The 12,411-nt window shown below is 74.2% G+C and carries 11 protein-coding genes; 7 read left to right on the top strand and 4 right to left on the bottom strand.

Annotated elements, in window-relative coordinates; translation table 11 throughout:
* Positions 1-34: 34 nt before the first annotated feature.
* Both ACGFZK_RS18265 and dnaG read left to right on the top strand, forming a co-directional pair.
* Entirely contained in the window at positions 35-1,309 is a 1,275-nt protein-coding gene (locus ACGFZK_RS18265; protein ID WP_393849883.1) for an NAD(P)/FAD-dependent oxidoreductase, read from the top strand.
* Between the two features lie 34 nt (positions 1,310-1,343).
* Positions 1,344-3,269 (top strand): DNA primase, encoded by a 1,926-nt coding sequence (gene dnaG / locus ACGFZK_RS18260; RefSeq protein WP_393849882.1) that lies wholly within the window; start codon positions 1,344-1,346, stop codon positions 3,267-3,269.
* Between the two features lie 31 nt (positions 3,270-3,300).
* Here the strand turns inward: dnaG and ACGFZK_RS18255 are convergent, their stop codons facing one another.
* On the bottom strand, positions 3,301-3,747 hold the full coding sequence (locus ACGFZK_RS18255) for a gamma-glutamylcyclotransferase family protein (protein ID WP_393849881.1): 447 nt from the start codon (positions 3,745-3,747) through the stop codon (positions 3,301-3,303).
* A 405-nt stretch (positions 3,748-4,152) separates the two neighbouring features.
* Here ACGFZK_RS18255 and ACGFZK_RS18250 point away from each other — a divergent pair, with 405 nt between their 5' ends.
* Both ACGFZK_RS18250 and ACGFZK_RS18245 read left to right on the top strand, forming a co-directional pair.
* A complete protein-coding gene (locus ACGFZK_RS18250) occupies positions 4,153-4,695 on the top strand; it encodes a hypothetical protein (protein ID WP_393849880.1) in 543 nt (180 codons plus the stop codon).
* 131 nt (positions 4,696-4,826) lie between these two features.
* Positions 4,827-5,555 (top strand): class F sortase, encoded by a 729-nt coding sequence (locus tag ACGFZK_RS18245; RefSeq protein ID WP_393849879.1) that lies wholly within the window; start codon positions 4,827-4,829, stop codon positions 5,553-5,555.
* 6 nt (positions 5,556-5,561) lie between these two features.
* Here the strand turns inward: ACGFZK_RS18245 and ACGFZK_RS18240 are convergent, their stop codons facing one another.
* From ACGFZK_RS18240 to ACGFZK_RS18230, 3 genes are all read right to left on the bottom strand, one after another.
* Complete coding sequence (locus ACGFZK_RS18240) at positions 5,562-6,338, bottom strand: sulfite exporter TauE/SafE family protein (RefSeq protein WP_393849878.1); 777 nt, start codon at positions 6,336-6,338, stop codon at positions 5,562-5,564.
* 36 nt (positions 6,339-6,374) lie between these two features.
* A complete protein-coding gene (locus ACGFZK_RS18235) occupies positions 6,375-6,653 on the bottom strand; it encodes a hypothetical protein (RefSeq protein ID WP_393849877.1) in 279 nt (92 codons plus the stop codon).
* Between the two features lie 121 nt (positions 6,654-6,774).
* On the bottom strand, positions 6,775-8,070 hold the full coding sequence (locus ACGFZK_RS18230; RefSeq protein WP_393849876.1) for a ferric reductase-like transmembrane domain-containing protein: 1,296 nt from the start codon (positions 8,068-8,070) through the stop codon (positions 6,775-6,777).
* A gap of 157 nt (positions 8,071-8,227) precedes the next feature.
* Between ACGFZK_RS18230 and ACGFZK_RS18225 the strand changes: the two genes are divergently transcribed.
* Genes ACGFZK_RS18225 through nirD form a run of 3 tightly spaced genes read left to right on the top strand, consistent with a single transcriptional unit; the run spans position 8,228 to position 12,391 of the window.
* Complete coding sequence (locus ACGFZK_RS18225; RefSeq protein WP_393849875.1) at positions 8,228-9,535, top strand: NAD(P)/FAD-dependent oxidoreductase; 1,308 nt, start codon at positions 8,228-8,230, stop codon at positions 9,533-9,535.
* 1 nt (position 9,536) lies between these two features.
* Positions 9,537-12,062 (top strand): nitrite reductase large subunit NirB, encoded by a 2,526-nt coding sequence (nirB, locus tag ACGFZK_RS18220; RefSeq protein WP_393849874.1) that lies wholly within the window; start codon positions 9,537-9,539, stop codon positions 12,060-12,062.
* Positions 12,059-12,391, top strand: coding sequence for a nitrite reductase small subunit NirD (gene nirD / locus ACGFZK_RS18215; RefSeq protein WP_393849873.1), 333 nt, complete (start codon positions 12,059-12,061; stop codon positions 12,389-12,391). The genes nirB and nirD overlap by 4 nt, the downstream gene beginning before the upstream one ends.
* The last annotated feature ends 20 nt before the right edge of the window (positions 12,392-12,411 follow it).

Genomic DNA, 12,411 nt, shown 5'->3' with positions numbered 1-12,411 from the left:
CGCATGTGGCGGAGAGGTTATGAGGAGGCATCAGGTGGTCGACGCACATCGGACGTTCGTCATCGTCGGCGCAGGGCTCGCCGGGGCCAAGGCGGCGGAAACGCTGAGGTCGGAGGGGTTCACGGGGCGGGTGATCCTGATCGGCGACGAGCGCGACCATCCCTACGAACGCCCCCCGCTGTCCAAGGGCTACCTGACGGGCAAGGACGACCGGGACAGCGTCTTCGTCCACCAGCCGTCCTGGTACGCGGCCTCGGACGTCGAGCTGCACCTCGGCCAGCCGGCGGTCCACCTCGACCGGGACGCGAAGAAGGTGGTCCTCGGCGACGGCACGGTGCTGCACTACGACAAGCTGCTGCTGGCCACCGGCGCCGAGCCGCGCCGCCTGGACGTGCCCGGCACCGACCTGGCCGGGGTGCACCACCTGCGGCGCCTCGCGCACGCCGAACGGCTGAAGGGCGTCCTGGCCGGCCTCGGCCGGGAGAACGGTCACCTGCTCATCGCGGGCGCCGGGTGGATCGGCCTGGAGGTGGCCGCCGCGGCCCGCGGCTACGGCGCCGAGGTCACCGTCGTCGAGCCGGAGGCCACGCCGCTGCACGCGGTCCTCGGCCCGGAGATCGGCCGGCTCTTCGCGGACCTGCACGCCGATCACGGGGTGCGGTTCCACTTCGGGGCGAGGCTGACCGAGATCGTGGGTCACGACGGCATGGTGCTGGCCGCCCGTACGGACGACGGGGAGGAGCACCCGGCGCACGCGGTGCTCGCGGCGATCGGGGCCGCCCCGCGGACCGCGCTCGCCGAGACCGCGGGGCTGGCCCTGGTCGACCGGGAGCACGGCGGCGGGATCGCGGTGGACTCCTCCCTGCGCACCTCCGACCCGGACGTCTACGCGGTCGGGGACGTGGCCGCCGCCCACCACCCGGTGCTCGGGACCCGGCTGCGGGTCGAGCACTGGGCCAACGCGCTGAACGGCGGCCCGGCGGCCGCGCGGGCGATGCTGGGGCAGCAGGTCGGCTATGACCGGGTGCCGTACTTCTTCTCGGACCAGTACGACGTGGGCCTGGAGTACTCGGGGTACGCGCCGCCGGGCGGCTACGACGAGGTGCTGATCCGCGGGGACGTGGGCAAGCGGGAGTTCATCGCCTTCTGGCTGTCGGACGGGCGGGTGCTGGCCGGGATGAACGTGAACGTGTGGGACGTCGCCCCGCACATCCAGGCGCTGATCAGGTCAAAGGCGCCGGTCAACCGCGAGGCACTGGCGGACCCGTCGGTTCCGCTGGAGTACCTGGTGCGGGGCGAGGGGGCCTGACGGGATTGTCGGCGCCCGGCCGTAGACTTCACGGGTGGCAGGACGGATCAACGACGACGACGTGAAGGCGGTACGGGACGCGGTCCCGATCGACGCCGTGGTCTCCGAGTACCTCCAGCTGCGCAACGCGGGCGGCGGCAACCTCAAGGGCCTGTGCCCCTTCCACGACGAGAAGTCCCCTTCCTTCCAGGTCAGCCCCAGCAAGGGGCTCTACCACTGCTTCGGCTGCCAGGCGGGCGGGGACACCCTCGACTTCGTCATGAAGATCGACCACCTCTCCTTCTCGGAGGCGGTCGAGCGCCTGGCCGGCCTGGCCGGCATCACCCTGCGGTACGAGGAGGGCGGCTACACCGCCGGCACCAGCGGCCGCGGCGACCGCATCAGGCTGGTCGAGGCGCACAAGGCCGCCGCCCAGTTCTACGTCGACCAGCTGGGCAGCCCCGAGGCGGAGATCGGCCGCAAGTTCCTGGCGGAGCGCGGCTTCGACCAGGCCGCGGCCGCGCACTTCAGCGTGGGCTACAGCCCGGCCGGCTGGGACCACCTGACCCGCTTCCTGCGCGGCAAGGGCTTCAGCGACAAGGAGCTGATCACCTCCGGGCTCGCCCAGGACAGCCGCAGCGGCAAGCCGATCGACCGTTTCCGCGGCCGGCTGATGTGGCCGATCCGCGACATCAGCGGCGAGGTGGTCGGCTTCGGCGCGCGCAAGCTGCGCGACGACGACAACGGGCCCAAGTACCTGAACACCCCCGAGACCGCGATCTACAAGAAGTCCCAGGTGCTGTACGGCATCGACCTGGCGAAGAAGGAGATCGCGAAGACCTCCCGGGCCGTGGTCGTCGAGGGCTACACGGACGTGATGGCCTGCCACATGGCCGGGGTCACCACCGCGATCGCCACCTGTGGCACGGCCTTCGGCGGGGACCACATCAAGATCCTGCGCCGGCTGCTGATGGACAACGCCACCGCCGAAGTGATCTTCACCTTCGACGGCGACGCGGCGGGCCAGAAGGCGGCGCTGCGGGCCTTCGAGGACGACCAGAAGTTCGCCGCGGAGACCTCGATCACCATCGCCCCCGGCGGCATGGACCCCTGCGACCTGCGCCTCGCCCAGGGCGACGCGGCCGTGTCCGGTCTGGTGGAGGCCCGTACGCCACTGTTCGAGTTCGCCCTGCGGCACATCGTGGCCCGGCACAACCTGGAGAACCCGGCGGGCCGCGCGGCCGCGCTGGACGAGGCGGCGCCCGTCGTCGCCCACATCAAGAACATCGCGATCCAGCACGAGTCGGCGGTCCAGCTGGCGGGCATGCTGGGCATCCGCGACGAGCAGTTCGTGGTCAAGCGGGTCGCCCAGCTGGCGCGCTGGGCCCGCGAGCGCGGCCAGGGCGACGGACCGCAGGGCGGCCGCCCCGGCGGGGACCGGCAGCGCGGCCGCCAGTCGTACGAGGCCACGCCCGCCCCCGCCGCCCAGCCGGCCGGCGGCCCCGCGCTGAACCTGCGCAGCCCGGCCCACCGCACCGAGCGCGAGCTGCTGAAGCTCGCCCTCCAACGGCCCGCCCTGGTCTCCCCGGCCTTCGACGCGTACGGCATGGACGAGTTCACCGCCCCGCCCTACGCGGCCGTGCGCCAGGCGATCCTGGACGCGGGCGGCGCCTCGCTCGGCACGGATGACTACCTGGCGCGCGTGCGCGAGGCCGCGCCGAACGACACCGTGCGCGCCCTGGTCACGGAGCTGGCGGTCGAGGCCATCCACGCGAAGACGGTGGACGAGATCTACGCGGGGGTCCAGCTGGTCCAGGTGCGGCTGCGCGCCGTGGACCGCCGGGTCCACGAGATCCAGGGCACGCTCTCCCGGCTGGGCCCGCAGGCCCCGCCGGAACAACTGGCCGCCGTCCAGGAGGAGCTGTGGGTGCTCCAGCAGTACGGCCAGCGGCTGCGCAACCGCGGCGCCGAGGGTCTCTAGGCGCTGTCCGGGCCGCGGCGACCGGCCGTGGTCACCGCCTCCCGAACCAGTCGCCGCCGGGGATCTCGGTGCCCGATTCCCGCAGGTCGCGGGCGACCAGCGGGGACGCCAGATAGACCCAGGCGCGGACCGTGGCGCCGTCGGGGCGCAGGGCCGGGCGGGCGATGCGGTCGTAGACGTTCCCCGGGCGGCCCGGGCCCCCGTACTCCTCCAGCTGGTCCAGCGCGGCCAGCAGCCTCCCGTACGCGCCGGGCGCCGCCGTGATCAGCTCGCCGACGATCGCCGTGCCGGGGCGGTGGACCGCGAACGGGTAGCCGGGGCCGTCGTAGAGCGCCGCGTCGGGGAGGGTGGCGGGTTCCTCGCGGGCCGTGCGGCCCCGCAGGAAGAGGTCGTGGTTGACCTCGCCCGGGCGCAGGGTCCCGTAGACGAAGAACGGGAGCGGATCGCTCGGGTCCGGTAGCCGTTCGACCGATGTCACGGGGCCCTCCCTCGGGTATGGCACGGCGGTGCGCGGGCCTGGCCGAAAGTCCCGGCCTTCCCACGTCCCACCACCGTACGCACCGCTGTTACACCACCTCCCGGCACCCGTGACCCGGGCCGTCCAGCGTCGGTCACCGCCCCCCGCCGCCTCACGGTTCTGCGTCCATGACACCTTCCTCGGCGGTGGGGCGGCCACGGTGACGCTCCCGCCCGCGTGACCTGCGAACGGCCGGGGTCACCCGGACGGCGCGAGCGGCTCTGATGGCCGCAGGAGCAACCTTGACCTGCGGGAACGGTCCGCGGGAGGACCGGGCGACGGTAAACCTGACGGAACATCAGCAGGCGGGTGGCGGGCGGGCCGGGTTACCTCGGAAACACGACCCCGTGTCTCCAGGAGAGCCCCATGCGCCGACGTACCGCACACGTGCTGACCGCGACCGCGCTGACCGCCGCCGCGTTCACCGGGCCGGTCGCCGGCGCGGTCGCCGCCGTGGACCTCGGGATGGTGGCCTTCGCGCCCGGGGACTTCGCGCCGCTGGAAGTGTGGCCCAAGTCCGCCGCGCCCGGCGCCACCGTCACCGTGAACACCACCGCCTGCGGCAGTGGCAGTCACGCCGACGGCGATGCCACGACGGTCGGCGGCGGCCGGTTCAAGCTGGTCCCGGGCACCCACAAGGAGGTGGTCGTGGGGCAGTTCCAGGTCGCCCACGGCACCCGCCCCGGCACCTACGGCATCGGCGCGACCTGTGCGAACGGCAAGTTCGCCACCGGCAACCTGGTCGTCACCGAACGCGGCCCGCAGGGTCACGTCAACACCGGGGTGGGCGGTGGCACGACCACCACCACCGACCCCGCCAAGATCGCGGCGGGAGCGGCCGTGCTGGCCGCTGCCGCCGTCGGCGGTACCTGGCTCCTGCGTCGCCGGGCGAGCGGCACGCGGAGCTGACGGACGCCCACCGCGGCTCCGGCCGCGGTCCGACCGGTACCGTCCCCCGTCGCCCGCCCCGCGAGGTCCCCCCCCGTTCGCGGGGCCGGGCGACGGCCAGTCACCCCGAAACGGAAGCCGAGGGGGTACGCATGGGTGGCGAATTCGGTGGCGTACGGGGCCGCGCATGGCAGCCCCGGACCGCGAACGGCGGCCGCCCCGGATCCGGAGCGCACCCCCCGCGGGCAGCCGCCCGGGCCCCCCGCACCCCCGCCGCCCGCCACGGAGGTCTCGTCGCGCTCGCCGCCTGCGTCGGCATCTGGCTCGTGACCAGCGGTTCCCGCGAGCCCGTCGGGCCGCCGCTGCCCTCCCCCGCCGAGTCCCTGACCGCCGCGGGCGCGGTCGGCCCCGGCATCGCCCCGCTCCCCGGTTCCCCGCCGGGCCGGATCCGGATCCCCTCGATCCGGGTCGACGCCCCGCTGACCGGGCTCGGCTTGGATCCGCGCGGCAGCCTCGAGGTGCCGCCGCCCGACCGGCGCGACCTGGCCGGCTGGTACCGCGACGGCACCACCCCGGGCGCCACCGGCACCGCCGTCATCGCCGGGCACGTGGACGACGCCGCCGGGCCGGGGGTCTTCTACCATCTGGGCGCGCTGCGCCGCGGGGCGTCCATCGAGATCCCGCGCGCGGACGGCCGTACGGCGGTCTTCACGGTCCACGCGGTCGAGGTCTACGACGCCAAGGCCTTCCCCGACACCCGCGTGTACGGGCCTTCGGCACGCGCCGAGCTACGGGTGATCACCTGCGGCGGCGGCTTCTCACCGCGCACGGGCTACCGCGGCAACGTGGTCGTCTTCGCGCACCTCACCGGGACGTATTAGGGGGCGCTAGCCCCACTGCTCCAGGCCGAGCTTGATCACCAGTGCGCCCACCACCGTCAGCAGCACGCCGCGGACGAAGCCGCTGCCCTTCTTGAGCGCCATCCTGGCGCCGATCATGCCGCCGGCCAGGTTGAACACCGCCATCAGCGCGGCCAGCTGCCACAGCACCATGCCCTGGTAGGCGAACATCGCGAGGGCCCCGGCGTTGGTGCAGCAGTTCACGATCTTGGCGGTGGCGGAGGCGGTGACCAGGTCGAGGTGGAGCAGCGCCGTGAGCGCGAGCACCAGGAAGGTGCCGGTGCCGGGCCCGATGAGGCCGTCGTAGAAGCCGATGCCGAGGCCCGCGAGGCCGATGGCGAGCAGCACCCGCTGCCGGCTGACCGGCGCGGTCGAGGGGGCGGTGCCGAAGCCCGGCTTGAAGATCACGACACCCGCGACGATCACGAGGACCACCATGATCAGCGGGCGGAGCGCGTCCTTGCTGATGCCGCCCGCGAGCGCGGCGCCGCCCATCGATCCGGCGAGCGCGGCCAGGCCGATGCGGACGGCCAGCTTCACGTTCACCGGAGCCTTGCGGACGTACGTCACGGCCGCCCCGGCGGTGCCGACGATGGCCACGGCCTTGTTGGTACCGAGGACGGTGGCGGGGTGGGCGCCCGGCAGGCCGAGGAGGAGGGCGGGCAGGAGCAGCAGGCCGCCGCCGCCCACCACCGCATCGATCCAGCCGGCGGCCGCGGCCGCCACGCACAGGACGACGATCATGGTCGTTGATATGTCAGGCACGGCTCGACCCTAAGGAGCGGTTGGGTGCAGTGGCCATCAATCGCCGGAAAGTTGCGCAAAGGTTGAGCTTTGCCGGGCCGGCACCCGGTCCGGAGCCACCGGACCGGCCGGGTCCACGGCCGCCGTCAGCACGCTCGCGGCCAGCACACTGGCCGCCCCCAGCCCCGCCGCCAGCCGCCGCGCGGGCGGTACGGAGGCCAGCGCGGCGAGCACGACCCGCACCCGCGAGGGGCCGCGCGGCTTGCGGTGCCGGGCCACCGCCGGGGCCTCGGCACCGACGGGTACGGAGAGGGCGACGTGCAGCGGGTGACGCATGGGGCGGTGACTCCTCGGGGAGCGCGGGACGGCAGGGAACGCGGGACGCAGCGAACGCGGGAACGCGGGAACGCGGGAACGCAGGGACGCAGGAATGCCGGGACGCGGCTCGGAAGCGGGCTCAGAAGCTGAAGCACTCGGAGTGGACACGACCGGCCGGCACCCCGGCCCGCAGCAGCGCGGCCCGGGTCGCCTCCGCCATCCCCGGCGGCCCGCACAGGTACACGTCGTGCTCGGCCAGGTCCGGCACCAGCGCGGCCAGTGCCTGCGGGGCCAGCGGGTCGTACGCCGCCCCGGACGGCCCGAGCAGGTAGTGGAGCCCGGCCTGCCGCTCGGCGGCGATGGCCTCCAGCTCCGCCCGCAGGACCAGCTGCTCCTCGGCCCCGGCCCGGTAGAGCAGGGTGATGTCCCCGGGACCGCCGGGCAGCGTCTCGAACAGGGCCCGCATCGGGGTGATCCCGACCCCGCCCGCGATCAGCAGCACCTTGGGCCGGGTCCGCCGGGCGGCGGTGAGCGCGCCGAACGGCCCGGTGGCCAGGACCCGCGTCCCCGGGCGCAGCCTGCGGATCCGGCGGGAGTGGCCGCCGAGCCCCTTCACGGTGATCCGCAGGGCGTTCCCGCGGACCGGCGCGGACAGCGAGAACGGCAGGGCGGTGTGCCACAGCCGCCGCTGGAGGAACCGCCAGCGCAGGAACTGGCCCGGCTCCGCGCGCAGTTCCGCCAGGTGCTGCCCGTAGACGACGACGGAGACCACGCCGGGCCCCTCGACCCGGACGTCCGCGACCCGCAGCGCGTGCCGCAGGGCCTGGCGTACGGGAACCACCGCGCGGTACCAGACCAGCAGGACGGCGACCACGGTGTGGGCGAGCGCCCAGAACCAGGCGGCCGCGGCCAGATCCGGCCCGGCGAGCTGGTGCCCGAAGGCGAGGGCGGCGGCGAGGTAGACGAGCAGGTGCACCCCGCGCCAGGTTTCGTGCGGCACCCGGCGGCGTACCGCCCGGGCGGAGGTCACACCGACCGCGGCCAGGAGGACGGTCCCGGCCGCGGCGGCGGCGAGCGCGGGGTAACGAAGCAGCTCCAGGACGGCGGAGACCACGTCGGTTCCCTCGTGCACGGCGTAGCCGAGCAGGGCGAAGAGCCCGTGCCCGAAGACGAGGAGCAGCACGTACCGCCCGCCGAAGGCGTGCCAGCGGGCGAGCCGGTCGGCGCCGACGCCGTGCTCGACGGCGGGTACCCGGGCCATCAGGAACAGCAGCACCAGCACCCCGTAACCGGCGAGCAGCCCGGACAGGTGCGCGGCGGTGGCGAACAGCGCGTCGGGCCGGGCCGAGGGCCGTACCTGCGCCGCCCAGAGCAGGATCACCACCCCCGCACCGCCCAGCATCCCGCCCCTCACCCGCACCGCCACATCTCGCATACACAGCACGCTAAGGGCCCGGCGGCCGGCCCCGGTGATCCTTAAGGCGGCCTTGAACAAGGCCTCACCGACCCTTAACCCGGGCGCTGAGGTCGGCGTTCCGTCCGGGTAACAGAGGCGATGTCGTGGGGAAACAGCGGCCGCGCACGCTCAGGGCATGACCTCGGACCAGCGTGTGGTGGTGATCGGCGGCGGCCTCGCGGGCCTGCGGCTCGCGCAGCGGCTCGGCCCGGCCGCGGCGGTGACCGTCCTCGGCGAGGAGACCCACGTGCCGTACAACCGGGTCCTGCTCGCCGAGGTCCTGGCAGGCCGGTACGCGCCGGAGGTGACCGCCCTCCCGGCGCCCGGTCCGGCGCTGCGGCCGGGGGTCCGGGCGGTGCGCGTGGACCGCGCGGAGCGGGCCGTGCACTGCGACGACGGCACGGTGGCCGCGTACGACACGCTGGTGCTGGCCACCGGCTCCAACGCGGTGCTCCCGCCCCTGCGCGGGCTGTTCGAGCCCGAGGGGCGGGCGCTCCCGGACGGCGTGCACGCGTTCCGCACGATGGACGACTGCCTGGCGCTCTCGGCGGCCGTGCGCCCCGGGGTCCGGGTGGTGGTGATCGGCGGGGGCCTGCTGGGCGTCTCGGCGGCCCGGGCGCTCGCCGCGCGGGGGGCGGTGGTGGTCCTGGCCCAGCAGGGCGAGCGCCTGATGGAGCGCCAACTGGACGCCGACGCCTCCGCCCTGCTGGCCGCCCACCTGACCGACCTCGGCGTGGAGATCCACACGGAATGCCGGGTCCGCGGCCTGACGACGACCGGCGATTCGCCCGCGGCTCCGCTGCGGGGGCTCCGCCCCGGACGCCGCGCAGAGCCCGGGAGGCGGCGGGGTGGGGACATCCCCCGCAGGGTCACCGGGGTCGAGCTCGCCGACGGGTACCGGCTGGAGGCCGATCTCGTCGTGCTCGCCTGCGGCGTACGCCCCCGCACGGGCCTCGCCAAGGCCGCCGGCCTCGACGTCCGCACCGGCATTGTGGTCGACGACCACCTCCGCACCAGCGACCCGGACATCCACGCCATCGGCGACTGCGCCGAACACGCCGGCCAGGTGTACGGCCTCGCGGGCGCCGCCCTGGAGCAGGCCGACACCCTCGCCGCGCTCCTCACCGGCAAGCCCGCGCAGTACACCGGCACCCGCGCCCTCACCCGTCTCACCCTCACCACCGGCGAGGGCACCGGCGGGAACGGGCCCCTCGACCTCGCCGCCTTCGGCGAGACCACTCCTCTCCCCGGCGACGACGTGGTCCGCCTCGCCGACGCCACCCGCCGGACCTACCGGAAGGTCGTCCTGCGGGGCGACCGCCTCGTCGGCGGGGTACTGCTCGGCGAACTCTCCACCGTGGGGGCCCTCGCCCGCACCTGGGAGGGCGGCGGGGAATCACCGCACGACCTGTTCCACCTGCTCACCGACGACGGAGGCCACTGACATGACCGAGCCCCTGCCCACGATCGTGCTCATCGGGCACGGCATGGTCGGCCAGCGCTACCTCGAGGCACTCGCCGAGCGCGGAATCACCGCCACGCACCGGATCACCGTGCTCTGCGAGGAGCCCCGGCCCGCCTACGACCGCGTGCACCTGACCTCGTACTTCTCCGGCAGCACCCCCGAGGACCTGTCCATGACGCCCGCCGGGTTCATGGAACAGCACGGCATCGCCCTCCACCTCGACGACCCCGCCGAGCACATCGACCGGGCCGCCCGCACGGTCACCTCCCGCTCCGGGCAGGTGTTCCCGTACGACGTCCTGGTCCTGGCCACCGGCAGCTATCCCTTCGTGCCGCCGGTCCCGGGCAAGGACGCCCCCGGCTGCTTCGTCTACCGCACGATCGAGGACCTGCTCGCGATCGAGGAGTACGCGAAGACCAGGAGCTCCGGCGCGGTCGTCGGCGGCGGTCTCCTCGGGCTGGAGGCGGCCGGCGCCCTCCAGGGGCTGGGCCTGGCCACCCGCATCGTCGAGTTCGCCCCGCGCCTGATGCCCGTACAGGTCGACGAGGGCGGCGGCGCGGCCCTGCTGCGCACCATCGCGTCCATGGGGCTGACCGTCCACACCGGTGTCGGCACCCAGGAGGTGGTGACCGGTGAGGACGGCCACGTCAGCGGGATGCGGCTGTCCGACGGCTCCACCGTCGACACCGACCTCGTCGTCTTCTCCGCCGGTGTCCGCCCGCGCGACCAACTGGCCCGCGACGCCGGCCTGGACGTCGGCGAGCGCGGCGGCATCGCGGTCGACGCCCGCTGCCGTACCTCCGACGGGGCCGTCTACGCCATCGGCGAGTGCGCCCTCGCCGTCGACGGCCGCGTCTACGGGCTGGTCGCCCCCGGCTACGAGATGGCCGAGACCGCCGCCGACGACCTGCTGGGCCGCGAGAAGGAGTTCACCGGAGCCGACCTCTCCACCAAGCTCAAGCTGCTCGGTGTGGACGTGGCCTCCTTCGGCGACGCCCACGGCACCACCCCGGACAGCCTCGACGTCGTCTGGTCCGACTCCCGCTCCGGCGTCTACAAGAAGCTGGTCGTCTCCCCGGACGGGGTCCTCCTCGGCGGGGTCCTGGTCGGCGACGCGGACTCCTACGGACTGCTGCGCCCGCTCACCGGAAGCGTCCCGCCCGTGGCCCCCGAGCAGCTGGTGCTGCCCGCCGGCGTCGGCGCCCCCGTCGCGCTCGGGCCGTCCGCGCTCCCCGACCACGCGGTGATCTGCTCCTGCCACAACGTCACCAAGAAGGCCATAGCCGCCTGCGCCACCCTCGCCGAGGTCAAGAAGTGCACCAAGGCGGGCACCGGCTGCGGCAGCTGCGTCAAGGTGATCGGGCAGCTGCTGCCCGCCGCCGCCGACAAGGGGCTGTGCGGCTGCTTCCCCTTCACCCGCGCCGAGCTCTACGAGATCGTCCGCACCCGCCGGCTGACCTCCTACCAGGAGATCCTCGACGGCCACGGCCGTCCGGAGGCCCGGGGCGGCGACGGCTGCGAGGTCTGCAAGCCCACCGTCGGCTCGATCATCGCCTCCCTCGCCCCGACCCTCGGCGCGAGCGGCTACGTCCTGGACGGGGAGCAGGCCGCCCTCCAGGACACCAACGACCACTTCCTGGCGAACCTGCAGCGCAACGGCTCGTACTCGGTCGTCCCGCGCATCCCCGGCGGTGAGATCACCCCCGACAAGCTGATCGTGATCGGCGAGGTGGCCCGGGACTTCGGCCTCTACACGAAGATCACCGGCGGGCAGCGGATCGACCTCTTCGGCGCGAGCGTGGACCAGCTCCCACGGATCTGGGCCCGGCTCGTCGACGCCGGCTTCGAGTCCGGGCACGCCTACGGGAAGGCCCTGCGCACGGTGAAGTCCTGTGTGGGGCAGACCTGGTGCCGCTACGGCGTCCAGGACAGCGTGCGGATGGCCATCGACCTGGAGCTGCGCTACCGGGGCCTGCGCGCCCCGCACAAGCTCAAGTCGGCGGTCTCCGGCTGCGCCCGCGAGTGCGCGGAGGCGCAGAGCAAGGACTTCGGGGTCATCGCGACGGCCAGTGGCTGGAACCTGTACGTGGGCGGCAACGGCGGGGCCACCCCGCGCCACGCCGACCTGCTGGCCCAGGACCTGTCGGACGCGGAACTGGTCCGGCTGATCGACCGGTTCCTGATGTTCTACATCCGCACCGCCGACCGGCTGGAGCGGACCTCCACCTGGCTGGACCGGCTGGAGGGGGGCCTGGCGCACCTGCGGGACGTGGTCGTGCACGACTCGCTCGGGCTGTGCGCCGAGCTGGAGGCCCTGATGGCCGACCACGTGGCGCACTACCGGGACGAATGGGCGGAGACGCTCCAGGATCCGGAGCGGCTGCGCCGGTTCGTGTCCTTCGTCAATGCGCCCGGCGCCCCCGACCCGACCGTGAAGTTCGTCCCCGAGCGCGACCAGGTCAAGCCCGACCTGGCCGTCCTGACCATAGGAGGAGCCGTCCGATGACCGTGGAACTGCAGGTTGCGCAGGGCTGGCTGACGGTGTGCGAGCTGTCCTCGCTCACACCGGGGCGCGGGGTGGCGGCGCTGCTGCCCGACGGGAGCCAGGCCGCGGTGTTCGTCGACCGCGCGGGGCGCCCGTACGCCATCGGCAACCAGGATCCCTTCACCGGGGCGCAGGTGCTCTCGCGCGGGCTGGTGGGGACGGCGGGGGGCCGGCCCTTCGTGGCCTCGCCGCTGCTGAAGCAGCGCTTCGACCTGGAGTCGGGGCGCTGCCTGGACGACGAGGAGACGGCGGTCCGGACCTACCCGGTGCGGACCGCCGCGACCTCGTGACCTGATGACCTCCGCGTGGG

The organism is Streptomyces sp. NPDC048257 (assembly GCF_043201855.1).
In the GTDB taxonomy this organism is placed as follows: domain Bacteria; phylum Actinomycetota; class Actinomycetes; order Streptomycetales; family Streptomycetaceae; genus Streptomyces.
This window is presented reverse-complemented; position numbering and strand designations above follow the sequence as displayed.

Bases quoted from the DNA above. Each gene is read 5' to 3' on its own strand.
- ACGFZK_RS18250 (WP_393849880.1), top strand. From the start codon at position 4,153: ATGCGCCGACGTACCGCACACGTGCTGACCGCGACCGCGCTGACCGCC.
- ACGFZK_RS18245 (WP_393849879.1), top strand. From the start codon at position 4,827: ATGGGTGGCGAATTCGGTGGCGTACGGGGCCGCGCATGGCAGCCCCGG.
- ACGFZK_RS18235 (WP_393849877.1), bottom strand. From the start codon at position 6,653: ATGCGTCACCCGCTGCACGTCGCCCTCTCCGTACCCGTCGGTGCCGAG.
- ACGFZK_RS18230 (WP_393849876.1), bottom strand. From the start codon at position 8,070: ATGCGAGATGTGGCGGTGCGGGTGAGGGGCGGGATGCTGGGCGGTGCG.
- ACGFZK_RS18225 (WP_393849875.1), top strand. From the start codon at position 8,228: ATGACCTCGGACCAGCGTGTGGTGGTGATCGGCGGCGGCCTCGCGGGC.
- nirB (WP_393849874.1), top strand. From the start codon at position 9,537: ATGACCGAGCCCCTGCCCACGATCGTGCTCATCGGGCACGGCATGGTC.
- nirD (WP_393849873.1), top strand. From the start codon at position 12,059: ATGACCGTGGAACTGCAGGTTGCGCAGGGCTGGCTGACGGTGTGCGAG.